The organism is Vibrio sp. D54, from assembly GCF_021728075.1.
In the GTDB taxonomy this organism is placed as follows: domain Bacteria; phylum Pseudomonadota; class Gammaproteobacteria; order Enterobacterales; family Vibrionaceae; genus Vibrio; species Vibrio alginolyticus.
This window is the reverse complement of the sequence record NZ_JAKKCS010000004.1, coordinates 354576-380599: the sequence shown is the minus strand read 5'-3', so window position 1 is coordinate 380599 and position 26024 is coordinate 354576. Positions and strand designations below refer to the sequence as shown.

The window sequence follows — 26024 nt, the reverse complement described above, 5'->3', positions numbered from 1 at the left end:
TCTGCTCTATTTGGTTGTAATAATGATTCATGTTGCTCTAGTTGATGATCACGTCATCGTGCGTTCAGGTTTCGCACAATTATTAAATTTAGAAAGTGATATTACCGTTGTTGGTGAATTCGGCTCTGTCGCCGAAGCGCGAAAAGGCTTGCCTGCGGTACACCCTCATGTCGTCATCCTAGATATCTCCATGCCAGATGAAAGCGGCTTAAACTTTCTTAGCGAAATACCAACTGGCATTGCCTGCGTGATGCTTAGCGTGCATGACTCCCCTGCGATGGTGGAAAAATCACTAAAGCTAGGTGCAAAAGGCTATCTTAGTAAACGCTGTAGCCCAGACGAACTTATTCAAGCCGTGAGAACCAGTGCTTCTGGTGGCTGTTACCTCACATCAGATATTGCACTTAAACTTGCAACGCCTAGCGACAACACCACCTCTCTATGCCAACTGACAAAACGTGAAAACGAGGTCTGTCAGCTACTTGCGACCGGGTTGGATGTAAAGTCAGTCGCGGCAGAGCTTGGCTTGAGCCACAAGACCGTGCATGTTCATCGTGCAAATGCCATCGACAAACTCGGCGTTAAAAACAACGTTGAGCTCGCCAAACTATTTTCTCAAGAGTCCTTTTAATGCGAGCTTATGCTATTACCACCATTTGCGGACTTTTTGTTATGGCTTGCGCCTGGTTTTGCTTGTGGGTGATTGCCTATTACTTTGTCAATGATCCCGAGCTGGCGATCTTATTGTTTCCTTTCGCTTTACGATTAGGTGTCGCCCTGCACACTCGCACCGCTTATTGGCCGACGATTTACCTTTCGGAGTGGGGGCTTTCCATCGCACTTGCGATGTTACTGGGTCAACCGCAGTGGCTTACCGTGCTGATTGCGAGCATTGCCAGTATCCCGGTCACTCTGATTGCGAAAAAATACTACTACGGAGACCAAAACCGCCATTTAGCCGTGATGAGCGTTGTCATTATCATTAGCGCGTTTATTAATGTGATGGCCGTTGGTTTTCACGTTCCTTCTGTTTACATGGTGTGGCTGGCTAGCATTTCTGGAGGCTTGCTCGTGGTGCCTATGTGCTACTTGTTATGGAGTTATTTGTTCCAAAGTCGTTGGTCTCCGCTTAGCTCTCTCCTACTTAGTAATGCCGTTGTATTTCAGGTGCGTCATATCGTGCTTTATGCGCTGCTTTTGATCGGCAGTATTTTGGTGCAAACCAGTTTGCCTGAAGAGCTAAAACGATTTGCGCCATTTTGTATGGCGATTCCAATCATCGTGCTTGCTCTGCGTTACGGCTGGCAAGGTGCCCTACTCGCCACCATGCTCAACAGCATTGCGCTGATTGCGGCTCGCAGCGGCGTATCAAATCTAGAAATCACCGATTTGTTATTATCTCTCTCGGCACAAACCATCACCGGCATTATGCTCGGCTTAGGAGTTCAGAAACAAAAAGACCTCAATCACAAACTGCGCGGCGAACTTGCACGCAATCAGAATTTGTCTCGCCAGCTTATCAAAGCGGAAGAATCCGTAAGACGCGATATTGCGCGCGAGCTACATGACGAAATCGGCCAGAACATCACGGCGATCCGCACACAAGCCAACATCATTAAGCGGGTAAATAACGCCGAAACAAGCGTGGGTTGCGCCGACATGATCGAAGGGCTTTCCCTCAACGTGTACGACACCACTAAGCGACTGTTAAGCAAACTAAGACCAAAAATGCTGGATGATTTGGACTTGAAAGAATCCGTCGAGCAACTGACGCGAGAGATGGAATTTGCCAATCACGGAACGACTGTTCAACTGAACTGGCAAGGCGATTACACCAGCCTGAGTGACACACTCAAAGTAACCCTATTCCGTTTATGCCAAGAGTCATTAAATAACGCTGCCAAGTACGCAGAAGCGCAGTTGATCAATATTGAACTGACAATTGGAGAAACGGCGGTGTCACTGATGATTCACGATGATGGTGTCGGCTTCAAAGTTCAGGACAGCATGAAAGGCATGGGCGTTCGCGGCATGCAAGAGCGTGTGCACGCGTTAGGTGGAAAAATGGTTATCTACTCCACCAGCGATCAAGTGATCGGCACACAAATCAGCATTACTTTACCTAAGGTGTAACTCAAGATGTTTGGATTTTTACGTTCACCTAAATTTACTCAACCGAGTCTAAGCAACGAGCAAATCGACCAGCGTTACCGCCATTGGCGTTTGCACATTATGTTGGGGATGTACATCGGCTACGCAGGTTTCTACTTTACCCGTAAGACCTTTAACTACGCCGCACCAGCGATGATTACCGATCTTGGCTTAGATAAAGGCGATTTGGGTCTTATCGGTACGCTTTTCTACATTACTTACGGCTGCTCGAAGTTTATTTCCGGTACGATTTCAGATCGCTCTAACCCTCGTTATTTCATGGGATTAGGATTGATTGCGACAGGTCTGGTCAACATCGCGTTCGGCTTTTCTAGCTCACTCGCGGCTTTCATTACTCTGTGGATCTTAAACGCGTGGTTTCAAGGCTGGGGCTGGCCTTCATGCTCCAAGCTGTTAACCACTTGGTATTCACGTTCCGAGCGTGGCTTCTTATGGGCGATTTGGAACACCGCACACAACGTTGGTGGCGCGCTGATCCCTATTTTGGTGGGCTATTTAACGTTGCACTACAGCTGGCGTGAAGGTTTTATTCTACCCGGCATCATCGGGGTATTGCTCGGTCTATTCGTTTGTTGGCGATTGCGCGACAAACCCACAACAATGGGTTTACCAAGTGTCGGCCAATGGCGCAACGACGCACTAGAACTTGCGCAAGAAAATTACGGACGTGGCCTCACCTACCGCGAAATTCTGAAATCGTACGTATTTAACAACAAATACATCTGGCTGCTCGCGTTCAGTTATGTGTTGGTTTACATCGTCCGAACCGCAATCAATGACTGGGGAAACCTTTACTTAACAGAGCAGCATCACTACAGCCTGATTAACGCCAACGCTGCCCTTTCTATGTTTGAAATCGGCGGTTTTGTTGGTTCATTGGTTGCGGGTTGGGGCTCAGACAAACTCTTTGGCGGTAACCGTGGGCCAATGAACTTGCTGTTCGCTATTGGGATTTTCTTATCTGTCTCTGCGCTTTGGCTAATGCCTCTGACCAACTTTGCTTTCCAAGCCGCGGGATTGTTCTCCATCGGCTTCTTTGTCTTTGGGCCACAAATGCTGATCGGTATGGCGGCGGCGGAGTGCTCTCACAAAGATTCTGCCGGCGCGGCAACAGGATTCGTGGGCTTGTTCGCCTACATGGGCGCAGCATTGTCTGGCTATCCGCTGGCGTTAATTCTTGAAGAGTATCATTGGACGGGTTTCTTCATCACCATTTCAGTTTGTGCAGCCGTCATTGGCCTTTTGTTGCTGCCATTTTTGCAAGCGCAGCCATCACGAAAACCTCTCGAACCAAAGCCTCGGTTGTAAATCGACTTATCGCCCTTCGGGCCAATTGGCGAGTGACCTAACCGCGCTCGCCCTCCTTATTTAACGTATCTCTGCTCAATTTTTCTTCCGATTCAGTTCGGAGGGTTAACTATGGGAAAAATTCATGAATTTGAACACTATTTCATCGCATAGCTTCTTTCAAATGAACAACAAAATCCAAAACTACGCTTGGGGAAGCACCTCTTCTATTCACGATTTGTTTGGCTTTTCTAACGAAACGAATGAGCCTCAAGCAGAAGTATGGATGGGTACTCACCCAAACGGCTGCTCTGAAGTTCAGGTTGAGCAAAACACGCTGCCTTTGTCTGAACTGATCAAACAAAACCAACCCGCTTACTTATCAGCAGAAACCGCAGCGAAATTTGGCGACCTGCCCTTTCTGTTTAAGATCTTAGCGGCCGAACACGCACTGTCGATTCAAGTTCACCCAAGCAAACAAGATGCCGAAATAGGTTTCGAAAAAGAGCAAAGTGCTGGGATCCCACTAAACGCAAGCCATCGTAACTACAAGGATCCAAACCACAAACCTGAGTTGGTGTACGCGCTGACAAGTTACCAAACCATGAACGGTTTTCGCTCGTATGCCGAGATTATTGAGGCATTTGGCCTTTGCGATATCGATGAGCTACGCGCGCCATTAGATGCATTCAAACGCGAAATCAACTCACAAGGTTTACGCGATTTCTTTGTGCACATTCTTACCATGGAAGGAGAAACAAAAGAGCGAGCACTGAAACAGCTTCTTGCCCACGCTTCACGTCAATCGGAGCAAGGCACTGACAGCGACGTTTTCCAGCTCATCTTGGATCTATCCACTCAATACCCTGGCGATGTCGGCTTGTTTGCGCCATTACTGTTGAATGTCATCACGCTGCAACCTGGCGAAGCGATGTTCCTGAGCGCAAGAACGCCACACGCTTACATTAAAGGTACGGGATTAGAGATCATGGCGAACTCAGATAACGTTTTGCGTGCAGGACTCACGCCGAAACACATGGATGTTGAAGAACTGGTTAAATGCACAGACTTTGTGCCTAAGCCGTTTAACAGCCTTGTTCTAGAACCCAATGCCGATGGTTGCCAAAGCCTTTATCCGGTCCCAGTGGCAGACTTTAGCTTCTGCATTCTAAACCAACCGAACAATGAAGTGGTTGAGGCAAACAGCGCAGAGATTTTGATGGCGATTGATGCCGACCTGACACTCATCAGTGATAACGGTGAGACGTTAACCGCCGCGAAAGGACAATCTGTATTTGTTCCTGCTTACGTTGGCCATTACCGTATTCAAAGTGCGGGACGTGTGGCTCGCGCCTTCAACTAGTTTTTGAATAACTGATTCAAACTAACGTCTGACCCAAGGGACTGGGTTAGACAATTTATTCCTTTCATAGATTGAACCATTCCGCTCTTAAGGCACTCATGCTTACACCTTGTCGAATCAAAACACCTACAGGCCAGTTTCTCTAAAAGCCATAACCTCCCGGATCTACCATTTACTCAACATTCATTGTCAAAACCCATTTATGTCCGATAAATTCGTCGCTCCAATATCAAATCACTTGGATAATAAAGGCGCTTGCACAGTGGTATTTGTTGCAAAACGTATAATCAACGTTGTAATCAAAGCCTCAATCACTACAATCTCTGGTTCGATTTTTCAGTTAACGTTTGTATGCCGAAGTTAAACCAAGATAACCCTGTTCAAAGCTCCGCCCTTTCCGATATCGAAACCAGCAGTAAGATTCAATCGGCATTAGAACCGAAGTTTCACAAGCCAGAGAAACGTCTCTGCTTAAGCCCTGGCCTATCGGATAAGCATTTGGCGCGCCGTTGGCAAGTATTGGAACACGTGACCAATAAAGATCATCTCCTTGATCCTTTCACGCAGTCACACCGCGATGCTTACTCCAACAACATCGAGCACTTCATTGGTACTGTTAATGTGCCGGTCGGCATTGCAGGCCCTTTGCGCGTCAACGGCTTGTATGCGAACGATGACTTTTTGGTTCCGCTCGCAACGACAGAAGCCGCGTTAGTCGCTTCCTACAACCGTGGCGCAAATCTTATCACCGCCGCTGGTGGCGCGAGCGCATTGTTACTAAGTGAAGGGGTGAGCCGAACACCAGTATTCGCCTTTAATCACCTTGCTGACGCCGGCCAGTTCGTCAGTTGGGTTGTGACCCAGTTTGACGTATTTCGTCAAATTGCGGAATCCACCACCTCACATGGCAAACTCAAAGACATCAATGTAAATATCGAAGGAAACCATGTTTATTTGGTCTTTGAATACGTGACCGGTGACGCTTCCGGACAAAACATGGTGACCATCGCAACAAACGAAGTGTTCCATCATATTTTGGCGACCAGCCCAATCAAACCAACTCAAGCATTCTTGGATGGCAACTTATCAGGTGACAAAAAACCAAACGCGCACACACTGCGCTCGGTACGCGGTAAGAAAGTATCCGCCGAAGTGACCATTCCTGCTGAGTTGGTGGAAAAATATCTGCATACGACGCCGGAGTCTATGATTCAATTTGGCAAAATGACCACAGTGGGCGGTTTACTCAGCGGGACAATTGGCGTCAACGCGCATTACGCAAACGCCCTTGCCGCGCTGTACATTGCTTGTGGTCAAGATGCCGCTTGCGTTGCAGAGTCTGCCATTGGAATCACTCGTATGGATGTGGACGCTCAAGGCAACTTGTACGCGTGCGTGACCTTGCCAAACATCATGGTGGGAACGGTTGGCGGTGGTACTGGCCTTCCAACGCAAAAAGCATGTTTGGATATTTTGGGTTTGCACGGCAACGGCAATGCGAAAGCGTTAGCCGAAGTCGCAGCTTCGCTTTGTCTGGCTGGCGAACTCTCGATTGTGGGCGCATTTTGTGCCGATCACTTTTCTCGTGCTCACCATAAGCTTGCCCGAAAATAACCTTTGTTGCTTTGTACAAGAGAACATCCGTGTGGTTTTCTCTTGTGCAAACCAATGGACTTTATTTATTGGCTCAATAATTTCTTGAAACTAAATTAAGCCTTAACAAACATACCAATCTCTTGTTAACAGTACTTTAGCTGTCCCCCTTCTATATCCATTGCGATATCTCTGCTTGTTACTCTTCATTGGCCATATTTAATATCAGTATCTTAGAAAAAATAGCATCAAAAAATTCTAGCACTATAGTACCAAATTCATCGTTTGAGTTTTTTGTTCACCACTTATTGCTACTATACTCGCCTATGCAGCTGCTTGATTTTCATAAATTTACTAAACAGCTCAAAAGAGCTTAATAACTCCCGTTAAATGGACTTAAATCGTTACTTCGGGTAAGCGAGTTAACTATGAGACGTCAGAAGCTAAATAAAATCTCTGCTTGGGTACTAGGATTGGCTATCTTATTGCTGAGCCATGTGCCTAATGTATCAGCACAAATACAGCAATCCCCATCCGATCAAACCGTTGCGCGTTTTCTCTATCAAACCTCTTTTGGACCAACTCCTGCGTTAATTAATGAGGTTAGGGAAAACGGGTTAGAGGACTGGATACAGAAACAAATCAACCTGCCAGCAACCTACCATCAACCACTTTATCAAACGCCTTTTTCTAAAGGCCTACAGTCAAACCGAGAAAATGCTTGGTATCAGATTGTTGTTACTGCTGAAGATCAGCTCAGACAGCGAACGGCTTATGCATTGAGTCAGATCGTAGTCGTTTCTCGTTATGGCGGCGTTCTTTCCAGCAAACCTACAGGGTTAGTGAATTACTACGATCTGTTGGTTGAGCATGCGTTTGGCAACTACCGAGACCTGTTGTATGACGTTTCCATCCACCCAGTCATGGGGAGCTATTTGTCTATGCTCGGTAGTGCAAAAGAAAATAGTGCGACAGGAACGCTTCCCGATGAGAACTTTGCTCGAGAGTTAATGCAGTTATTCACTATCGGTTTGTATGAACTCAATTTAGATGGCAGTAAAAAGCTAAACCACGCAACAGGCAAACCTATCCCCACGTACAATCAAACTGATATTCAAGAGCTCGCGCGAGCATTAACTGGATGGAAAAATTCCGACATCGCATTCGTGAAACCGATGCGAGTTATCAGTCAAAGACACGACACCGGCGAGAAGCGATTTCTAGGGAACGTGATCCCATCGGGTCTAACCGCACAAGAAGAGCTTTCAAAAGTGATTGATATGTTGATGTCTCACCCAAATGTTGCTCCATTTGTTTCAAAGTTACTTATCCAACGTTTGGTCAGTTCAAATCCAAGCCCAGAGTACGTCGCGCGTGTTGCTACGATATTTAACAACAATGGGGAAGGAGAAAAAGGCGATCTAACCGCCGTTGTTCGAGCCATATTGCTCGACCCTGAAGCATTAGGGATGACGGATACCCCGCCTATAAAAGTGAAAGAACCGATACTGGTCCTGACTAATTTTCATCGAGCATCAGGTTTTACGGTTAAAGGATCACGTTACGAAGACGCAACAACGATGATGAACATCGCTAATCAAGGGCCGCTTCGTTCTCCTTCCGTTTTTAATTTTTACTCTCCAGACTATCAGCCGTCTAACGAGTTTACGGAGTCTGGTATTAACTCTCCAGAGTATGAACTTCTCAATTGGTCTGTTTATACCGATTTGGTCAACTATATGTTAACCAGCACTCGTAGAGGAGGTGGTGATTCCTACCACTTCGATCTTAACGAGTTTTATCTTCTTCTGGACGATCACCGTGCCTTAGTCGAATTGGTTAACGAGCGTTTCTTTGCTGGAACGGCTTCTGCTGAATTGAAAGAGCTCATGCTCACCGCCCTGAATGATTATCGTGGGGACTATGTGCCAACAACAAAACTCGCTCTAGTGATATTTACCGCCATTTCTGGCGACGAATTCTATATTCAGGATTAGGAGTGAATTATGGATATTTCACGACGACATTTTATACAAAGCACGCTATCGATGGGCGCACTGGCCTCTCTTAGTCTGCCAGGTTACTCTCTCGCAGCGCCATCCAATGACTTTCGAGCATTAATATGTGTGTATTTAGCAGGCGGAAACGATGCATTCAACACCATACTGCCATTATCGGAGGCGCACTATCATCAATATTCCAAAGTCAGAGGGCCACTCTCTGTCGCCAAAGAAGACATACTCCCTATCAATTTGAGTGCTGTCGATAGCTCAAATCACCCAGTGAAGCTCGGCTTACACCCAAAGTTAAATGCGTTAACTTCCGTTTTCGAACAAGGCGATGCCAGCATCGTGCTCAATAGTGGCATTCTCAACCATCCCGTCACCAAACAAGCTATTGAGCAAGGTGAAGCATCACTTCCCGAGCAACTGTTTTCTCATAATTCTCAAACAGACGCTTGGTTACTTGGTGGAATGAGCGAGTCTAAAAATCTTGGTTGGGCTGGCAGAATGTTGGATGTATTAAACTCTGAATCAGAAATAACACCGCTATACAGTGTGCATGGCAACTCGCTTTGGTTACGGGCAATGGAACACCGCCAAACCGTCCTGAAAAAAGATCGCGCAGTTCAGCTTACCGCGATTGATAACCCGCTATACAAGGGGATCTATGATCGCCTTCTCTCTCATCAAACTGACAATCCATTTAATGGTCATTTTAATTTGATGGTTGATGAGTCGATGGTAATGAGCAGTGTACTGAGCGAGCAACTCAACCACATTGCTGACGAGCCGCTGTTTACGTCATCGACGCTCGGCAAGCAGATGCAAACCGTGTACAAATTGATAGCAAGCCAAGATGTATTGAAGCAGCAACGACAAGTCTTTTTCGTTAAACACTCTGGGTATGACCTACACGATTCGCAACTGGCACGTCATCCAGTGTTACTTGAGGATCTCGCGACAAACCTTTTAGCAATGTATCGTGCGGTCGAACGGTTAGGGCTAAACAAGCAAGTCACCTCTTTCACTATGTCTGACTTCGGTCGACGGATGATGAGCAACGGAAATGGTACCGATCATGGCTGGGGTGGCCATCAACTATTAATTGGAGGCGCGGTAAATGGGAAACAACCTATCGGTACATGGCCGGAACTAATACTGGGCGGAAACGATGATTACTCTCAAGGCCGACTCATACCCAAAATTGCCGCTGATCAAGTTGGTTCAACACTAGCGCAGTGGATGGGCGTGAGTGATAACGCTGCACTGGAATACGTGTTCCCGAACATCCGTAATTTTACTCATTCAAACCTGGGTTTTATGTCGTAAGATATTTTACAGGTAGCTGTAGAACGCATCATCAAATAAGGGAGACTCGCGCTCCCTTACTCATCTTATGTTTGCAAAGTGTCCGTTACACCTCGTCGCGACGGCGTTCGTTACACAGCTTAATGGCACGCTCAAGTAATTCTAACGCGGATTGCTCACATTCAGGCAGAACCGCATCACTTTCGCCAATTGGCGTTACGCGGTCACCCCATTTCAATACTGCCGCACCCCATGTCAAACCTGCACCAAACGCAGCAAGAAGCATGTTATCACCTGGGTTAACTCGACCTTGCTCTACCGCTTCACACAATGCAATTGGCACCGTCGCAGCTGAAGTATTGCCATAGTTTTGAATGTTAACAAACGCTTTGTCGTGTGGAATTCCAGACAGGTCACACAAGGTTTGAATAATACGAATATTCGCTTGATGCGGAATCACAACATCGATTTGTTCCGTCGTTAACTGTGATGCTTTCAGTACGGTTTTCGCAGCTAGCCCCATGCCTTTTACTGCACGTTTGAAAATTTCTTGTCCTACAAAGTTGAAATCCCAGTAACCGTTGTCTTCCGCAAAGCGATCCATACAAGTACCAAACTTTGGTACGGACAGAATATCGCGGCCTTTTGCGTCACAACCGATTTGAGACTGTAGTAAACCCGTTTCTTTTTCCGTTCTTGATAACACAACGGCGCCCGCACCATCACCAAATAGAACAGCGGTATCTCGCATTGCCCAATCGATGTAGAAAGACAATCTTTCCGCACCAATAATGATCGCGTTACGATAGTTACCTGATTGAATCAAACGTGTGCCCGTTTCTAGGCCATAGACAAATCCCGTACATGCGGCATTTAAGTCAAAGGCAGCGGCTGCACGAATACCTAGGTTCTGCTGTACCTTAGACGCGATATTTGGAATCAATGAATCTGGTGAACAAGTCGCCACAATGATTAAATCCACGTCTGTGGCATCGACGCCTGCTCGAGCTAATGCATGTTTAGCAGCAACGGTCGCCATGTCTGACGTGTTTACATGACTAATGCGGCGGTTTTCGATACCAGTGCGGGTACGAATCCACTCATCGGAAGTATCGAGGAAAGTGCTAAGATCATCGTTAGAGAGCACGGCTGGCGGAACACATTTCCCCCAACCTGTAATTTCAGCGTAGTAATTTGTCATCGCAGACCTATTTATTGTTGTATTTTAATAAAATTTCTTAGAACCTTAGGCTCAAATACAAACCTGCGCTGCGTTATTTCGGCAGGTTAAAAAATAAGTATACAAATAATGAGGCTGACTGGTAAGTCATGTTTTCATCAATACGTAATAAAGGAAGAAGTCATGTCATCGTTTAAAACTCGCTGCCCTTCGTGCGGCGGTCTAAATCGTATCCCTAATGAGCGCGTTGCCGAATCTGCAACTTGCGGTAAATGTAAAAGTGCACTTTTAGACGGCTCGCCTATCGAAGGTACACAAGATAACTTTTCTGCTCTATTACAAAGTGATATGCCTGTTGTAGTAGATTTTTGGGCCCCATGGTGCAACCCGTGCGTTGGTTTTGCTCCTGTTTTCTCTGATGTTGCTCATGAGCAAGCCGGAACGGCTCGTTTTGTTAAGATTGATACCGAAGCTCAACAACAACTTGCGACGCAATTTGGTATTCGCAGTATTCCTACCATTATGGTTTTCAAGAATGGTCAACGCGTTGATATGATCAATGGTGCGTTACCTAAAACTCAATTCGATCAATGGTTAAATCAAGCACTTACTAAATAATCTTCCACGCCAACCTTGTTTGTAGGTTGGCGTTTTTATGCAACTTATCAACCTATCTAGTTAACAAATATTATTTATCGAAACGACTTAAATTTATCATTTTACTTGCCTAACTATTAGCCTCATATTCGCGCCGAATAACCCTTAGATTTCATTTAACTTATAGGCGCAAAACAGTGGAAAACACAGTCGTTCCTGCAGCATCACCACGAGTTACAGTTCCAGTCGTCGCACTGTCTCTTTATGCGGTGGCTTCGGGCTATTTAATGAGCTTGATCCCTCTCATGCTCGGTGAATACAACATCTCAGCAGATTACGCGAGTTGGTTGGCGAGTGTGTTTTATGGCGGCTTATTAACCGGTGCTATTTTTATTGAACGTATCGTACGTCAAGTTGGTCACCGTAACGCGTTTATTGGTTGCTTGGCCGTATTTTCGCTAACTATCGTCACACTACCCGTGTTTGCTAACGGATTGATGTGGCTTGCCGCTCGCTTTATTGCGGGTATCGCGGTTGCTGGTGTTTTTGTCATTGTTGAGTCTTGGCTAATGTCTGGAGACGAAGCATCGCGTGCGAAACGTTTGAGCTTGTACATGCTATCGCTTTATGGTGGTTCAGCATTAGGCCAGTTTGGTATTGGCGTGCTTGGCGTAAGTGGCGGCGTTCCGTTTATTGCGATCACGACGTTGATCCTAATGGCGATGCTGGTGCTAATGTTCATTGAGTGTGAGCAGCCAAACAGCCATGAATCAACCGCTTTATCATTTAAGCAAATTGCCAAACTAAACCATGCAGCAATTATTGGTTGTGTTGTTTCAGGTTTGACCTTAGGCGCGATCTACGGATTAATGCCAGTTGAGTTAACTAACCGTAAAATTAGCCATCAAGACATTGGTACATTGATGGCGCTAGTGATTCTAGGTGGCATGCTAGTTCAACCAATGGTGACCGCGTTAAACAAATACATGAGCCGCACAGTGCTAATGGCGTTTTTCTGTATTTTGGGTATTTTTTCGATCGGTATGACGTTTATTTCCTCGTCAGCCGTGGTATTGGCTGCTGCATTATTCTTTTTAGGTGCAGCTACTTTTGCTTTGTACCCGATTGCAATCAACTTAGGTTGCGAAGGTCTTGATGAACGCTTTATTGTCTCTGCGACACAAGTCATGCTGTTTAGCTACAGCATCGGCTCTGTTGCTGGTCCTGTTGTCGCTGATAAATTCATGGGCCAAGAACACGGCTTGCTAGGCTACTTGTTTGCCGCTTTGGTTGCGACTGGCGTATACATGCTACTTGCTGCGAGCAAAACCAAGCAGCGTATGGCCGCTGGCCTCTAACCACGCCGCTTCTACTCAACGAAAACGAGGGCATGTCGCCCTCGTTTTTTTATTCTTCGCATTTTTGTTTAGATAAACGCTTGTGACGGTTTGACGCGTTCGCTGCAGGCTTTTCCGGTACCATGCGCTTTTCATGAAGCAAATGACGAACCGCCAAGATGGGATGTTTCAGTAACATTCTGGGGCCAGAGTAACGCATGACCAAACGCATTTGTTCTTTCGGCTCTGGTTTGTAGCAGTGAATCGGACATTTGTTACACGTCGGTTTATTCTCTCCATAAGGACAGCGGTCGAGGCGCACTTCTGCGTATTCAAGCAGCTCACGACATTCTGAGCATAAGTCACGTTTTGTTCCATGATGGTCATGACAGTAAACCTCTACCATGGCTTTTACTGTCTTAAATTCAGTGGCGAGTTTGCCAAGTAAAATATCGCTCATGCGCTATCCAAAAATCACAACATCATTGTGTAAAGTTCTAACGTGCGGCCATTATCATATTGCTGCTCAACTCGTTCAAACTCAAAGCCCAGTTTTTTGAGCAAACTTATACTACGAATATTGTCATTATTGGTGATGGCAACCAAATTATCGAGTTTCATTTCCTCTCTAGCGTATTCCAGCACTGCGGTTGCAGACTCCGTTCCGTAGCCGAAGCCATAAGCGGAAGGTAAAAATCCATATCCGAGATCATAGTGTTGTAATGTGTCACGTTTAACCAACCCACAAATCCCGATGGGTTGCCCATCTTCTTTCTTCTCTACAACGAGTAAACTCACGCCTTTAATTTGTTGCATGCGTAGCATGTTTTCTTTTATGTAACGCGCCGCTTCATATTCGGTACGAATTTGTTTGTCTCCGACAAAACGGTAGAAGTCTGGGTGGTTATAAAGTTCTAGTATAAATGGTGCATCATCTACACTCACAAGACGCAGTATCAAACGTTCGGTGTACAGTGTTTTCATTTGGGCTCCATTAAAACGCGATAGATGATTGGACATAGGAACGTACTTGAATTTTGCGACCGATACCGGCGCTTATTTAGTTGTAACTTGATAAAAAAGTAACTATCCTGCCTCGCTAAATTAAAGGACCACCACCATGAACCGCAAGAAGAAAATCAATCAGATCTTGAAAGCGAAGCAGAAGAAGCATAACGCTAAGCTACATAAGAGCAATAAGCCGCGTTATATCTCCAAAGCTGAACGCGCGAAAATGGAAGCTGAAGAACAAAACCAAGCTTCAGAACACACGGAAAACGTTGTAGACACAGCGCAGACAGATCAAGCCTAAAAGAAAAGCCGCTTCAAGCGGCTTTTTTGATATTTGGAGCGAGTTAGCTTTAGTATTCAACACTGTAGTTCAGTGTGAATGTGCGACCTCTTCCTTTGTAGTCGTACGCTGCTGCATCGTAGTGTGCTGCATAAAGAATCTGCGCACGTTGTCCCCAAGCGGTTGTGTAGTCTTCGTCAAATAGGTTTTGAATACCAAAACCTAACTGCCCGATAGGTAGTGTTACGTTACCAAGAAGATCAAACGTAGTGTATCCATCTAGTTTATTGTTTGCGTCATCTTCGTAATCAAACATCGTCTGGCTTTGTAAACGTACTGAATAGCCATCCTGATAGTAAGCCGCCCACGCGTTCGCTTTTGATGTACTTGCTTTACCCGCGCTTAGATCTTCCCACTTACCGTTGGTTTTAAGCTCAGAAACCACATAGTGACCTGATGCACCTAACAAAATATCACGGTTTACCCAGTAGTTAATGTTTGCTTCGGCACCGTATACACGTTGCTCGTCATCAACATTGGTGATTAGGAGCGTCTTCTTGTCATACTTGATTGAGTTATCCGAAACCGAATAGTAACCCGCCGCTTGCAGTGCGACAGTATCCGTATCTAATCGGTAACCAATTTCATAGCTGTCCGTTTTGATGCCCGACATTTTTGAGTCAGATACATTAATGCTATTGTTCAACGCGTAGTGACCATTTGCATCCGCGGCATCGTAGCTACCTTGGCCGTAGTACTTTGCAGGATCAGCGAGTTCGAAACCTTGAGAGAAGTTCGCCCAAAGCTGAGATTCATCGTTAAGCTGATAAATAGTGCCCAAATTAAATAAGCTCACAGAGTAGTCAGTGCTGCCACCTGGTACCGCATCCGCTGATACACCATTACCCGATGCGATCTTCTTTTGTATACTATAGGCAACAAAATCATCAATCTTATTGTCCATGTATTGGTAGCGGTAGCCTGCTTGTACTGACCAATCTTGATTGATTTGGTAATCCCCTTGGACAAATATTGCGTAAGACGCCACATCAACATCTGGGTAACGCCCCACTTCGGCATAGGTTCGATTAATTAAGTTCCCAGAGCTGTTCGCAATGGTTGGATCGAACAGAGCCTGGTTACTTTCAAAACGGTCTAAGTACGCATCGACACCATAAACAAGTTTGAATGACTCCCAGCTTTTAGCTAACGCTAAGCGCCCAGCAAAAACTTCTGTTTTTTGTTGAGAGGCACTTTGGTAATAAGGAGTAAAGGTTTGGTCTTCACTACGGTAAGATAACTCGCCTATCAGTTGATGACCGAATACGCTGTCGTGAGCGTAGTTCGCACTTAAGAGAACTCGCTCTGTACCATGTTCACGGTCGGAATCGAACCCCTCTCGTACATCAACAAATTTATTGTTAACAATGTACAAACCGTATGGCGAATCTTGCTGGCTGTCATAGTATTGTGCGACAAGGTTTAACTTGCTGGCATCGGAGATTTGAATCTCGGTCGATCCCATAACATCGAGCGTTGAATTATACTGCAAGGAGCCCTGTGAAATGTCTGGGGTGACAATGTCGCCATTTGCGTCAAATGCACCTTGTGTCTCGGTGTACACAACCGAACCTCTAGCGGTAATTCGCTCATTACCACCCGAGATAGACTGAGCGAGTTTGTAATCAAAGTCATCGCTGCTATTAAAACCTGTAGTGCCACTCACGTAGGATTCAAACGACAAGTCATCCGAGTACGCTTTCTTGGTGATAATGTTAATAACACCACCAGTAGCGCCTGCACCATAAATGGAGGTTGCACCAGATAGTACTTCAATTCGCTCGATGTTGAATGGGTCTATTGCGTCTAACTGACGACTAATCGGGCGAGAAGACTGTAACGAGACACCATCAATCATTACCAACATTGCTCTACCGCGAAGGTTCTGACCATAATTAGTTCGACCACCGGTGCCGACGTCTAAAGAAGGGATGGTTGCAGAAAGAATATCACCCAGTGTCTTGCCCGCACGATATTGCTGAGCAATCTCTTCTTGGCCAACAAACCAAACCGTTCCTGGAATATCGGAGATCGATTTCGGCATCACACTGCCTACGACAACCAATTGCTCATCGCTCGGAGTCGATGTTTGTTGAAGATCTTCTGCTGCTATTGAGCTAACTGCGTATCCACTGCTCATCGCAAGTACGATGAGATTGAAAGAAAACGTCCTTTTCATCATTGTATTTATCTTTTTGTTGTCAACAAGAGCATGCAATGATACTTATTCTCACTCTCAAATCGAGCACTGTTACACAAGTTAAATAAATGTTAATTAAGAACCTTCTTGCTCATAAGCTGTCGATTTTCCTCTAAACGAGGACAATCTGCACAAAGCTTTCTGCCTTCACACTTATAGACTAAACAACAACTTTTTCTTACTAACTTTAGCGGCTGATCAGATTCCGTCTCATGAAGTGAGCGGCTATTATCAACATCCAAACCCATTGCGCTTAGCCACAAGACCGCATGCTCCTGAAGTGTCGAGTTAGTCATTTGCGGAAAGCGCTGTTGGAGACGAATTAAACAAGCCATGATTCCGTCCGACATCAATTGATGGGTGAAGCCAGGACGAATGCGTGTCCATTGACTCATCTCTTGTTGATAGAAGTCGAACAGTTCTCGGATTTGACGCCCCGCCTCTTTTATCAACGCTTCTGGCTCGCCATGTATATGCGCTTCGTCGGCGAATCGGTACCCAGAAACAAAACAAGGTTTGAGGTGCTGCGCTATCTCGCGAATGTTTGGCAACGTGTGGTAACCGTAAATAGAGATGAATGCGACATAAACTGGCTGCCAACAAAGTAAATCCCACGTTCTTGTCAACCAATATGCTTTTCCCGCTTCCGGATGAGCCTCCGAGATTTGCTGGTAAAGGCCTTGGATGATCGGGTTGATATCATTCTCGATATGGATAGCTTCTTGCCCTATCTCGCCGATATCACCGTGTAGGTAAGGTGTAATCTCACTCGAAGTTTGAAACAGTTGCGGGAAAAATTGCTCAGACATGATGGCTTATTGTTGGTGTAGTCATTCTGACACCTTTATACCCAAGCACCAATCGCAATGCAAACTATTATCCTTTGCGTTTTCATAACAAAGAAGCACTCTTAGGGTTAGTTATGAATGTATTTCCGAGTTCTGTGAAGCTGTAAGGTCTGGTTACGTATGCGATGAATAGCAACAAACTCTTAAACCTCTTCGCATTTAACGCTCACATGATCGCAAAAATACACAGCATAAAAACACCCTGATAAAACTGTGTTAACAGTTCCCCTGTGTAGCGTGAGTTATTGCCAATAATTGAATATTGCTGTTTCTTATCCAGCGGATTGTGAACAACATGAAGTATTTTCTTTCTGAATATCGAGACAATACAAAGAGGTAATTTGGCTATGTAGCCCTCTGTTTTGAATAAGGAAATCCACATGTTGTATCTTGAGTTTCTATTTTTGCTCGTGATGCTGTATATCGGCTCACGTTATGGTGGTATAGGCCTTGGGGTCGTATCCGGAATTGGCTTGGTGATTGAAGTATTCATCTTTAAGATGCCGCCAACCTCTCCTCCTGTCACCGTTATGTTGATCATTTTAGCGGTGGTAACATGTGCTTCCATTCTTGAAGCCGCTGGCGGTTTGAAATACATGCTGCAAGTTGCCGAGCGTGTGCTTCGTAAGAACCCAAAACGCGTCACCCTTATTGCGCCGTTCGTGACTTACTTTATGACCTTCCTACTTGGTACAGGTCACGCGGTTTACTCTATCATGCCAATCATTGGCGACGTTGCATTGAAAAACGGCATTCGTCCAGAGCGTCCTATGGCTGCCGCTTCTGTCGCCTCTCAAATCGCAATCACAGCCTCGCCAATTTCAGCGGCCGTAGTTTACTACTTGGCGCAACTCTCCGACATTCAACACGAGATCACTCTGCTCTCAATTCTGCTCGTTACCGTACCTGCAACGCTATTCGGTACGTTGTTGATGTCACTTTACAGCCTAAAGCGTGGTAAAGAGCTAGACGACGATGAAGAATACCAAGAGCGTTTGAAAGATCCTGTGTGGAGAGAAAAAATCCTCAACACAACTGCAACGTCTCTTGATGAAGTACTACCAACAAGTGCTCGTAACTCTGTATTGCTGTTCATTGCTTCTATCTTGGTTATCGTCGTTATCGCGATGTGGCCAGACATTCGTACCATCGTAGATGGCTCGAAGCCAATCAGCATGGCAGTTGTGATTCAAATGATGATGCTCTGCTTCGGCGGTATCATTTTGCTTGCGACCAAAACTGACCCGCGTGACGTACCAAATGGGGTGGTATTTAAATCTGGTATGGTGGCGGCGATTGCTATCTTCGGTATTGCATGGATGTCAGATACCTACTTCCAGTACGCTATGCCTCAATTTAAATCCGGCATCGTAGAGATGGTAACCAACTATCCTTGGACATTCGCGCTTGCGTTATTCATTGTGTCGGTTGTGGTGAACTCTCAAGCTGCAACGGCTCGCATGATGCTGCCTGTTGGTCTCGGCTTAGGTTTGGAACCTGCGCTGCTTATCGGCTTGATGCCAGCGGTATACGGCTACTTCTTTATTCCAAACTACCCTTCAGATATCGCGACTGTGAACTTCGATACCTCGGGCACAACTAAGATTGGTAAGTGGTACTTCAACCACTCATTCATGTCTGTGGGCTTAATCGGCGTGATTGGTGCGTGTTGCTTGGGTTACTTGCTAGGGCAAATGATCATTCCTTCGTAACTAGCCAAATCAACGATAAATTAGAGGCGAGTCATTGTACGTTTCGTACAGCCTGAGTGACTCGCCTTTCTTTATTGCACTATTACTACAGCAAGAAATCGTCATCAATCGCGACAAAATTGTCGGCACAATCAATCAGAGTTTGAGATGTAAGTTTAGGTACACCATAAACGGTCACCGTTTTATTGAAGCGCTGCTGAATTCTCTCTACTAGCAGACTAAAGTCTCCATCTCCCGAAACTAGAATCACTTCCTCAACTTCGGGAGCAATTTCAATTGCATCGAGAGTAATACCCACATCCCAATCGCCTTTCGAGCTACCATCACGACGCTGGATGTAGGGTTTAAGCATCACCTCAAAGCCAACACCCCGAAGAATATGGTGGAACTGACGTTGCTTGGGATCATTGCTCGCAATAGCATAAGCACGAGCACTTACCACCTCTTTCCCTTGTGTGGCAACATACCAAAACTGGTTGTAATCAAAATTGCTTCGATACGCTTCGCGACAGGTGTAATACACATTCTGTACATCAACCAAAATGGCGATTTTTTGTTTGCTTTCCGAACTCATCTATTTCTACGCTCAATTTATTTGCTGCCTACCCTATGCCAGTTTTGGAAAAAGCACAATGAGCCAATTCCACTAAACTTAACGTATAAAAAGTTATTTGGGTTTCTAGGGGAACTGTCATGGGCGGAAAGTTACTAGTGATACTGCTTTCTTGTATCTTGTCATCGACAGCATTTGGTTATCCAGCGCACTCCAAATACTGGCCACATAGAAGTGTGCTCTACTTTGCGCCAGAAAATGATGAATACGTCAAACAATTCTTGCTAGAAACACTTATGAATGAGTGTGAGTTGGAAGACAGAGATGTCGTCACGCTGGTCATTACAGAACAAGGTTATACTTTTCCTGCTTGGCTTAAAGAAGAGTTCGACCTAAAAATGCTAGCTCGTCTTTATGAGGTCGAAAAAGGTTCTCATACCGCTATTTTGCTTGGTAAAGATGGTCTAGAAAAGCACCGCTGGGGCGCAGAAACAGACTGGTCGTTTATCAACAACCTCATTGATCAAATGCCTATGCGTAAGCAAGAAATGCAGAGGCAACAAAGCCCCTGTAAAATATAGTCACTTCTGGGCAGTATTACTTTGCGAACCAATCCAACTTGTTGTGAAGTTGAGTCACGCTGCCAACCACAATCAATGCTGGACTCACGGCTTGCTCTGCCATGATCGATAGCTCGTTCAACTTTCCTTGGAACACGCGCTGCTCCGGGCGCGTACCGTTTTCAATAATGGCGCATGACATCTCAGGATCTAACCCATGAGTGATCAGCTTATCCATAATGTGGCCGCTTTGCTTCAAACCCATGTAGAACACAAGTGTGTTGTTGGATTGTGCTAGAGAATGCCATTCAATCTCACGACCATCTTTTTGTACGTGACCAGTGATGAATTGAACGCTTTGCGCATGATCGCGGTGTGTTAATGGAATACCAGCGTAAGCCGTTGCGCCCGCTGCGGCTGTGATACCCGGAACCACTTCGTATTTGATACCAAATTCCGCTAGTTCTTCTAACTCTTCACCGCCACGGCCAAAGATAAATGAGTCACCGCCCTTCAGACGCACAACACGCTTACCTTCTTGTGCTTTCTGCACCAAGATTTGGTTGATTTGATCTTGAGGCACACAGTGAAAGTCTAATTTTTTACCTACGTAGATCATCTCTGCTGATGCATGAGCCAATTCTAGAATGTCTTTCGACACCAAACGGTCGTATACAACAACTTCAGCCGCTTGAATGGCTTTTAAGCCTTTTACTGTGAGCAAATCAGGATCACCTGGACCTGCACCAACAAGAGAAACAAAGCCGCTGTTTAAAGATGAGTGAGCAGTAGTCATATCAACGCCTATCGAAAAATTTAGATATAAAGAGTAACACTCGCGTTATGCACTTAGGGCTAAAACCACTCTAAGGAGTTATTACTTTTTATAGCTAAATCAATAAAATATGTCGCGAAAGTGAAAGTTAAAAATTGAAATCTAGTTAGAGAATAGTCCCGCCCATCCAGAAGCGGGACCATATTAAGCGAATTACCCGTTAATGGTTATTTAGCCATTGCAGGTTGCGCTTTTACTTCTTCTTCAGCATTGATAGAAGGCGCAGTTTTAGCGTGAGTTAGGTACAGTGGAATACAAGTCATTACTAGACCACCAACAATGTTACCTAGGATGGTTGGGATAAGGTTGAAGTTCAACCAAGTCGCGATACCAAAATCCGCACCTAGAATCATACCTAGTGGGAATAGGAACATGTTTACTACTGTGTGCTCGAATACTAGAGCGAAGAAGATGAAGATTGGGAACCACATCATTGCTACGCGACCAGATACTGAACGTGCTGTCATGTTGCCGATAACGCCTAGACATACCATTAGGTTACAGAAGATGCCGCGTACGAAACACGTGATCCATCCGTCCATACCCATATTTTCAAAACCAAGGCTACGCGCGGTGGAAACAGCCACAAATTTCTTCGCTACTGCGTTCAGTTCTAGAGAGAAGTTACCTGTTAGAGAGATAGCCACTAGGTAAGCAACGATCAGAGAACCGATAAGGTTACCCAAGCCTACAAGACCCCAACAACGGAAGATACGACCCCAAGTGATGCCCGGACGGTTAGCAAACTTAGCCAGAGGCGCTAGACCAAAAACACCGGTTACTAGGTCATACCCCATCACACTTAGAATTACGAAACCAACGGGGAAAACAAGTGCTCCTACAAGGCCGATACCCGTTTGTACAATCGCGGTAATAGCAACCACCACCGCAAGCGAAAGAATAACGCCAGCCATCGTACCGCGAAGCAGAAGATCTCGCGAGCTTGTATTGGTTTTCGCTTCACCAACATTGATCATGGTTTGCACGAATTCTGCAGGCTTAAAATCAGTAGACATGAATGTGTCCTTATCCAAAATTGAAAGTTAAAAAGTTAAAGATTGAATAGAGAAAGGCTTCCCGTTGACACCTGAACGCTGTCTACAACACCTCGCTTCCCTGTTCCCCTGAGTTGATGCTTGGAAAGCCTTTGTCTATTAAATCTAGGTTTCAGTTCATTCCCTCCCCTAAGAGGAGGGAATGAAAACCAAGCTTACGCAGAGATTTCTACTTCGCCGTTTGTTACGCGGGTTTTGTACGCTTTCACGCTAAAACGCTCGTCTTCCATGCACGCACCTGTTGTCAGGTTAAAGCGTTGCTTCTTAAGTGGGCTAGCCACCCAAAGCTCGCCTTGGTGCTCACAGATCAAACCGCGAGAAAGCACGTTTGATTGGAAGAACGGGTCTGTGTTGCTGATCGCCAGCACTTCTTCTGCTTTTGTTGGGCGGAATACCGCAACTTGCTGACCATCAACCAAAGCACAAACACCCGTGCCCGGTACGATGTCGCTGATTTGGCAAATCTTTTCAAATGACATAATCAACCTTCCCTTATGCTTCAGTGATCGCTACGTGTAGGATGTCGCCTTTCGCTTCAGGGTGTTTTTCCGTGAAGGTTGCTGGGCGGTGCTGTTCACGCTCATGTACAAACACAACGTTGTCATCGCGCTTGTCAGAGTTGATGAAGTGTGCGAAACGAGTCAGTTGTGATTCGTCGTTGATGGTCGCAGTCCACTCACACTCGTACTCGTCTACAAGCTTCGCTACGTCAGCTTCTAGTTGAGCGTTGATACCAAGCTTGTCTTCAACAATCACTTCGCGTAGGTAGTCAACGCCACCTTCCATGTTTTCCATCCAAACTGATGTGCGTTGTAGTGGCGCAGCAGTACGGATGTAGAACATCATGAAGCGGTCGATGTACTTAATCAGCGTTTCTTTATCTAGGTCACTTGCAAGTAGGTCTGCGTGACGAGGTTTCATACCGCCGTTACCACATACGTACATGTTCCAACCTGCGTCAGTCGCGATGATGCCAAGGTCTTTACCTTGTGCTTCCGCACACTCACGAGTACAGCCAGAAACACCGAACTTCATCTTATGAGGTGTACGAATGCCTTTGTAACGGTTCTCGATGTAAGAGCCTAGACCAACAGAGTCTTGAACACCGTAACGACACCAAGTAGAGCCCACACATGTCTTCGCCATACGAAGTGCTTTTGCGTACGCTTGACCTGTTTCGAAACCAGCGTCGATAAGCTTGCGCCAGATCTCTGGAAGATCGTCTTTTTGAGCACCAAACAGACCAATACGTTGAGCACCGGTTACTTTGGTGTATAGGTTGTATTCTGCTGCAACGTTCGCTAACGCACCCAGTGCTTGAGGTGTTACTTCACCACCCGCCATACGTGGGATAACAGAGTAAGTACCGTCTTTTTGGATGTTACCTAGGAAGTTATCGTTCGTGTCGTGCAGCTTAACCAGTTGTGGCTTAAGAATGTGCTCACCCCAGCAAGAAGCCAAGATAGAACCAGCCAGTGGTTTACAAACTTCACAGCCGTAACCTTTACCGTATTTCTCTAGAAGCTCATCAAACGTTTTGATCTCTTCAATACGGATTAGGTGGAACAGCTCTTGGCGTGAGTATGCAAAGTGCTCACACACGTCGTTCTTCACTTCGATACCAGATTTAGCAAGCTCAGCATTTAGAACAGACGTCACTAGAGGAATACAACCACCACAGCCTGTACCTGCGCCAGTCACTGCTTTGATGTCACCCAATGTATGGTGACCATCAGCAACTGCTTGTGCGATCTTGCCTTTTGTCACGTCGAAACATGAACAGATCACTGCGCTTTCTGGTAGAGCGTCTGCACCTAATGCTGGTTTCTCAGCGCCTGCGTGTGCAGGAAGGATCAACGCATCTGGGTGTTCTGGTAGGTCGATTTCGTTCAACATAAGTTGAAGCAGGTCGCCGTAGTCAGAGGTGTCACCAACCATAACCGCGCCAAGCAGTTTCTTGTTGTCTTTAGAAACGATAAGACGTTTGTAAACTTCTTGTTCTTCGTTCTGGTAAACGTAACTCTTACAGCCTTCAGTACGACCGTTCGCGTCACCAATTGAACCTACTTTCACGCCCAACAGCTTCAGCTTCGCAGACATGTCAGCGCCTTCGAATTTGCTTTCTGTGTTACCTAGTAGGTGATCAACAGCAACGGTCGCCATCTTGTAGCCAGGAGCAACAAGGCCGTAGAACATTTCGTTCCAAGACGCACACTCACCAATCGCGTAGATGTTCTCATCAGAAGTCTGACAATGGTCGTTGATAGCAACACCGCCACGAGGTGCCACTTCTAGCTCCATTTGGCGTGCTAGTTTGTCTTGTGGACGAATACCTGCAGAGAATACGATGAAGTCTGTTTCTAGCTCTGAACCGTCAGCAAAACGCATAACATTGCGTGCATTTGTGCCTTCTGGCGCAATCTCAAGCGTATTTTTGCTGGTGTGAACGTTCACGCCCATACGCTCGATCTTTTGACGAAGTTGGTTACCACCAGCAAGGTCAAGTTGTTCAGCCATTAGCTTCGGTGCGAACTCAACAACGTGCGTTTCTACACCCAGTGCTTTCAATGCACCAGCTGCTTCAAGACCTAGCAGACCACCACCGACAACAACGCCTGATTTGCTCTTCTTCGCACACGCTTCGATCGCTTTAAGATCTTCGATAGTACGGTAAACAAAACAGTCTTTGCTTTCGTGACCTTTGATAGGTGGAACAAATGGGAATGAGCCAGTAGCAAGAATCAGCTTGTCGTATTGAACTTCACGGCCAGTGCTTGAGTAAACAATGCGGTTTTCACGGTTGATGTTAATCGCGCGTTCGCCGATCAGCATGTTAATACCGTGTTTCTCGTAGAAGCCTTCTTTCACTAAAGAAAGTTCATCTGCAGTATGGTGAGAAAAGTAAGAGGAAAGGTGCACACGGTCGTATGCGACACGAGGTTCTTCACAGAAAACCGTAATGTCTATATTAGACATATCAGCTTTCTCGACTAAGTCTTCAATATAACGGTGCCCTACCATACCGTTACCGATGACTACTAGCTTCAACTTGCTCATTATAATTCCTAAGGGTTAGGTTCTTATCACTGAGCTCATTGTTAATTGTGAAAGAAAATTAATACATGATGTAAATCAATTACAATTTCAAACTACCCTAAAGGGGTAGATGAACGTATTTATCTGACTATTGCGAAATAAAAAGTAATTTATTAACGGATATTGGTAGTTTTAACAAACTGAGATAACCGAAGCCATGCTAGCAACGGACTATACCGTTTTGCTTTTATGAAGTTAGGCTGACCATCGAAACCGAGCACACCTACGATAAATCCTGCTTTGCTTCTAAACGACGCACTCACTTGACTTCACCGTTTCAAGGTGATCAGTGAACAATATCTGAAGTGATTGAAAGATTTAGAAAAATCAAGCTTCACAACAAAAATTTTTTACTAGCTAAGTCGCACTATAAAGACTAAAATCAGGTTTAGTTCATATGGAATAGCGTCCATATGATTGATACCGTAATTGACATATAGAGTGCCGTCCCATTTTTGTGTGGCGGCCTTTTATTTGGGAGTCATAAAATGTCAGAAAACAATTCTATCTACATCTCAAGCTTAGATATGAACCGAATCACGGCTTTGTTGGATAAAATGCCAAACATCGCAGCGGAGCTTGTGGAGTTAGAAGCAGAGCTCGACCGAGCAACAGTTCTTGAGCCAGAACAAATGCCAGATAACGTGGTCACGATGAACTCGACTGTAGAGTTTAAATTTTCAGGTGAAGATAGAACCATGACAAAGACACTGGTTTACCCTTCTGAACTGAAAAGCAGTGATGATATCTCTATTTTTGCGCCCGTAGGCAGCGCACTGATCGGTTTGTCTGTTGGTCAAAAACTTGAATGGCCAATGCCAAATAATCAAGTGAAGACAATTGAAATTGTCGATATCACCTACCAGCCTGAGCGTTGTGGTGCACTAAACCGCTAACCCTCAGTAGTCCCGGTGCAAAGGCCTCCATTTAAGACTTTGCACCAGGAGAGTTATCCACCTTGAAAAACACTCTAA

At 45.5% G+C, this 26024-nt stretch carries 23 protein-coding genes; 13 read left to right on the top strand and 10 right to left on the bottom strand.

Translation table 11 applies throughout. The features are described 5' to 3' along the window. The first annotated feature begins 22 nt into the window (after positions 1-22). The 7 genes from uhpA to L3V37_RS08140 all read left to right on the top strand — a co-directional run bounded on the left by uhpA (position 23) and on the right by L3V37_RS08140 (position 9747). Positions 23-631 (top strand): transcriptional regulator UhpA, encoded by a 609-nt coding sequence (gene uhpA / locus L3V37_RS08170; protein WP_005376090.1) that lies wholly within the window; start codon positions 23-25, stop codon positions 629-631. Continuing rightward, positions 631-2133, top strand: a complete 1503-nt coding sequence (gene uhpB, locus L3V37_RS08165) for a signal transduction histidine-protein kinase/phosphatase UhpB (protein WP_237306141.1) — start codon at positions 631-633, stop codon at positions 2131-2133. The genes uhpA and uhpB overlap by 1 nt, the downstream gene beginning before the upstream one ends. Before the next feature lie 6 nt (positions 2134-2139). Beyond that, positions 2140-3480, top strand: a complete 1341-nt coding sequence (locus tag L3V37_RS08160; RefSeq protein WP_005480243.1) for an MFS transporter — start codon at positions 2140-2142, stop codon at positions 3478-3480. 124 nt (positions 3481-3604) lie between these two features. Further along, on the top strand, positions 3605-4822 hold the full coding sequence (manA, locus tag L3V37_RS08155; RefSeq protein ID WP_237306140.1) for a mannose-6-phosphate isomerase, class I: 1218 nt from the start codon (positions 3605-3607) through the stop codon (positions 4820-4822). Positions 4823-5173: 351 nt separating this feature from the next. After that, positions 5174-6436: a hydroxymethylglutaryl-CoA reductase gene (locus tag L3V37_RS08150; RefSeq protein WP_237306139.1), complete on the top strand. Its 1263-nt coding sequence runs from the start codon at positions 5174-5176 to the stop codon at positions 6434-6436. 407 nt (positions 6437-6843) lie between these two features. Further along, complete coding sequence (locus L3V37_RS08145; RefSeq protein WP_237306138.1) at positions 6844-8412, top strand: DUF1800 family protein; 1569 nt, start codon at positions 6844-6846, stop codon at positions 8410-8412. A 9-nt stretch (positions 8413-8421) separates the two neighbouring features. Further along, a complete protein-coding gene (locus L3V37_RS08140; protein WP_158173096.1) occupies positions 8422-9747 on the top strand; it encodes a DUF1501 domain-containing protein in 1326 nt (441 codons plus the stop codon). 85 nt (positions 9748-9832) lie between these two features. Here the strand turns inward: L3V37_RS08140 and L3V37_RS08135 are convergent, their stop codons facing one another. Next, positions 9833-10927: a ketoacyl-ACP synthase III gene (locus L3V37_RS08135; protein WP_005387993.1), complete on the bottom strand. Its 1095-nt coding sequence runs from the start codon at positions 10925-10927 to the stop codon at positions 9833-9835. A gap of 162 nt (positions 10928-11089) precedes the next feature. On the opposite strand from L3V37_RS08135, the gene trxC reads away from it, so the two are divergent. Together trxC and L3V37_RS08125 are read left to right on the top strand one after the other, a co-directional pair. Then, positions 11090-11524 carry a thioredoxin TrxC gene (gene trxC / locus L3V37_RS08130; protein ID WP_065275331.1) on the top strand — a complete coding sequence of 145 codons (435 nt, stop codon included), beginning with the start codon at positions 11090-11092 and terminating at the stop codon, positions 11522-11524. Positions 11525-11700: 176 nt separating this feature from the next. Further along, positions 11701-12861: an MFS transporter gene (locus L3V37_RS08125; RefSeq protein ID WP_033907039.1), complete on the top strand. Its 1161-nt coding sequence runs from the start codon at positions 11701-11703 to the stop codon at positions 12859-12861. Positions 12862-12910: 49 nt separating this feature from the next. On the opposite strand, the gene L3V37_RS08120 is transcribed toward L3V37_RS08125, so the two are convergent. Both L3V37_RS08120 and L3V37_RS08115 read right to left on the bottom strand, forming a co-directional pair. Then, a complete protein-coding gene (locus tag L3V37_RS08120) occupies positions 12911-13300 on the bottom strand; it encodes a nitrous oxide-stimulated promoter family protein (protein WP_005387988.1) in 390 nt (129 codons plus the stop codon). A gap of 14 nt (positions 13301-13314) precedes the next feature. Beyond that, the gene (locus L3V37_RS08115; protein WP_054865303.1) at positions 13315-13824 is read right to left on the bottom strand and encodes a GNAT family N-acetyltransferase; all 510 of its coding nucleotides are present in this window, start codon (positions 13822-13824) and stop codon (positions 13315-13317) included. 136 nt (positions 13825-13960) lie between these two features. Between L3V37_RS08115 and L3V37_RS08110 the strand changes: the two genes are divergently transcribed. Continuing rightward, complete coding sequence (locus L3V37_RS08110) at positions 13961-14152, top strand: DUF2986 domain-containing protein (protein ID WP_005376066.1); 192 nt, start codon at positions 13961-13963, stop codon at positions 14150-14152. A gap of 49 nt (positions 14153-14201) precedes the next feature. On the opposite strand, the gene L3V37_RS08105 is transcribed toward L3V37_RS08110, so the two are convergent. After that, a complete protein-coding gene (locus tag L3V37_RS08105) occupies positions 14202-16373 on the bottom strand; it encodes a TonB-dependent receptor (RefSeq protein WP_213885561.1) in 2172 nt (723 codons plus the stop codon). Positions 16374-16462: 89 nt separating this feature from the next. Then, positions 16463-17200, bottom strand: a complete 738-nt coding sequence (locus tag L3V37_RS08100) for a siderophore ferric iron reductase (protein WP_042520969.1) — start codon at positions 17198-17200, stop codon at positions 16463-16465. Positions 17201-17619: 419 nt separating this feature from the next. On the opposite strand from L3V37_RS08100, the gene L3V37_RS08095 reads away from it, so the two are divergent. After that, on the top strand, positions 17620-18951 hold the full coding sequence (locus L3V37_RS08095) for an anaerobic C4-dicarboxylate transporter (protein WP_005376060.1): 1332 nt from the start codon (positions 17620-17622) through the stop codon (positions 18949-18951). An 85-nt stretch (positions 18952-19036) separates the two neighbouring features. On the opposite strand, the gene L3V37_RS08090 is transcribed toward L3V37_RS08095, so the two are convergent. Next, complete coding sequence (locus L3V37_RS08090; RefSeq protein WP_005387978.1) at positions 19037-19525, bottom strand: NYN domain-containing protein; 489 nt, start codon at positions 19523-19525, stop codon at positions 19037-19039. Between the two features lie 119 nt (positions 19526-19644). On the opposite strand from L3V37_RS08090, the gene L3V37_RS08085 reads away from it, so the two are divergent. Then, positions 19645-20085, top strand: a complete 441-nt coding sequence (locus L3V37_RS08085) for a DUF4174 domain-containing protein (protein WP_005387976.1) — start codon at positions 19645-19647, stop codon at positions 20083-20085. Positions 20086-20101: 16 nt separating this feature from the next. On the opposite strand, the gene cobA is transcribed toward L3V37_RS08085, so the two are convergent. The 4 genes from cobA to nirB all read right to left on the bottom strand — a co-directional run bounded on the left by cobA (position 20102) and on the right by nirB (position 25011). Further along, positions 20102-20860, bottom strand: coding sequence for a uroporphyrinogen-III C-methyltransferase (gene cobA, locus L3V37_RS08080; RefSeq protein ID WP_017634651.1), 759 nt, complete (start codon positions 20858-20860; stop codon positions 20102-20104). A 206-nt stretch (positions 20861-21066) separates the two neighbouring features. After that, the gene (locus tag L3V37_RS08075; RefSeq protein ID WP_130545623.1) at positions 21067-21915 is read right to left on the bottom strand and encodes a formate/nitrite transporter family protein; all 849 of its coding nucleotides are present in this window, start codon (positions 21913-21915) and stop codon (positions 21067-21069) included. A 194-nt stretch (positions 21916-22109) separates the two neighbouring features. Then, positions 22110-22433 (bottom strand): nitrite reductase small subunit NirD, encoded by a 324-nt coding sequence (nirD, locus tag L3V37_RS08070; RefSeq protein WP_045456938.1) that lies wholly within the window; start codon positions 22431-22433, stop codon positions 22110-22112. A 13-nt stretch (positions 22434-22446) separates the two neighbouring features. Beyond that, on the bottom strand, positions 22447-25011 hold the full coding sequence (gene nirB, locus L3V37_RS08065; protein ID WP_237306137.1) for a nitrite reductase large subunit NirB: 2565 nt from the start codon (positions 25009-25011) through the stop codon (positions 22447-22449). A 527-nt stretch (positions 25012-25538) separates the two neighbouring features. On the opposite strand from nirB, the gene rnk reads away from it, so the two are divergent. Further along, positions 25539-25946, top strand: coding sequence for a nucleoside diphosphate kinase regulator (gene rnk, locus L3V37_RS08060; protein WP_005376048.1), 408 nt, complete (start codon positions 25539-25541; stop codon positions 25944-25946). Positions 25947-26024: the final 78 nt, after the last annotated feature.

Coding starts and splice junctions, on each gene's coding strand:
- nirD (WP_045456938.1), bottom strand. CDS start 22,433: ATGTCATTTGAAAAGATTTGCCAAATCAGCGACATCGTACCGGGCACG.
- L3V37_RS08090 (WP_005387978.1), bottom strand. CDS start 19,525: ATGAGTTCGGAAAGCAAACAAAAAATCGCCATTTTGGTTGATGTACAG.
- L3V37_RS08160 (WP_005480243.1), top strand. CDS start 2,140: ATGTTTGGATTTTTACGTTCACCTAAATTTACTCAACCGAGTCTAAGC.
- manA (WP_237306140.1), top strand. CDS start 3,605: ATGAATTTGAACACTATTTCATCGCATAGCTTCTTTCAAATGAACAAC.
- rnk (WP_005376048.1), top strand. CDS start 25,539: ATGTCAGAAAACAATTCTATCTACATCTCAAGCTTAGATATGAACCGA.
- L3V37_RS08110 (WP_005376066.1), top strand. CDS start 13,961: ATGAACCGCAAGAAGAAAATCAATCAGATCTTGAAAGCGAAGCAGAAG.
- L3V37_RS08120 (WP_005387988.1), bottom strand. CDS start 13,300: ATGAGCGATATTTTACTTGGCAAACTCGCCACTGAATTTAAGACAGTA.
- L3V37_RS08145 (WP_237306138.1), top strand. CDS start 6,844: ATGAGACGTCAGAAGCTAAATAAAATCTCTGCTTGGGTACTAGGATTG.
- L3V37_RS08100 (WP_042520969.1), bottom strand. CDS start 17,200: ATGTCTGAGCAATTTTTCCCGCAACTGTTTCAAACTTCGAGTGAGATT.
- cobA (WP_017634651.1), bottom strand. CDS start 20,860: ATGACTACTGCTCACTCATCTTTAAACAGCGGCTTTGTTTCTCTTGTT.
- L3V37_RS08115 (WP_054865303.1), bottom strand. CDS start 13,824: ATGAAAACACTGTACACCGAACGTTTGATACTGCGTCTTGTGAGTGTA.
- L3V37_RS08105 (WP_213885561.1), bottom strand. CDS start 16,373: ATGATGAAAAGGACGTTTTCTTTCAATCTCATCGTACTTGCGATGAGC.
- trxC (WP_065275331.1), top strand. CDS start 11,090: ATGTCATCGTTTAAAACTCGCTGCCCTTCGTGCGGCGGTCTAAATCGT.
- L3V37_RS08075 (WP_130545623.1), bottom strand. CDS start 21,915: ATGTCTACTGATTTTAAGCCTGCAGAATTCGTGCAAACCATGATCAAT.
- L3V37_RS08085 (WP_005387976.1), top strand. CDS start 19,645: ATGGGCGGAAAGTTACTAGTGATACTGCTTTCTTGTATCTTGTCATCG.
- L3V37_RS08095 (WP_005376060.1), top strand. CDS start 17,620: ATGTTGTATCTTGAGTTTCTATTTTTGCTCGTGATGCTGTATATCGGC.
- L3V37_RS08150 (WP_237306139.1), top strand. CDS start 5,174: ATGCCGAAGTTAAACCAAGATAACCCTGTTCAAAGCTCCGCCCTTTCC.
- uhpB (WP_237306141.1), top strand. CDS start 631: ATGCGAGCTTATGCTATTACCACCATTTGCGGACTTTTTGTTATGGCT.
- L3V37_RS08140 (WP_158173096.1), top strand. CDS start 8,422: ATGGATATTTCACGACGACATTTTATACAAAGCACGCTATCGATGGGC.
- uhpA (WP_005376090.1), top strand. CDS start 23: ATGATTCATGTTGCTCTAGTTGATGATCACGTCATCGTGCGTTCAGGT.
- nirB (WP_237306137.1), bottom strand. CDS start 25,011: ATGAGCAAGTTGAAGCTAGTAGTCATCGGTAACGGTATGGTAGGGCAC.
- L3V37_RS08135 (WP_005387993.1), bottom strand. CDS start 10,927: ATGACAAATTACTACGCTGAAATTACAGGTTGGGGGAAATGTGTTCCG.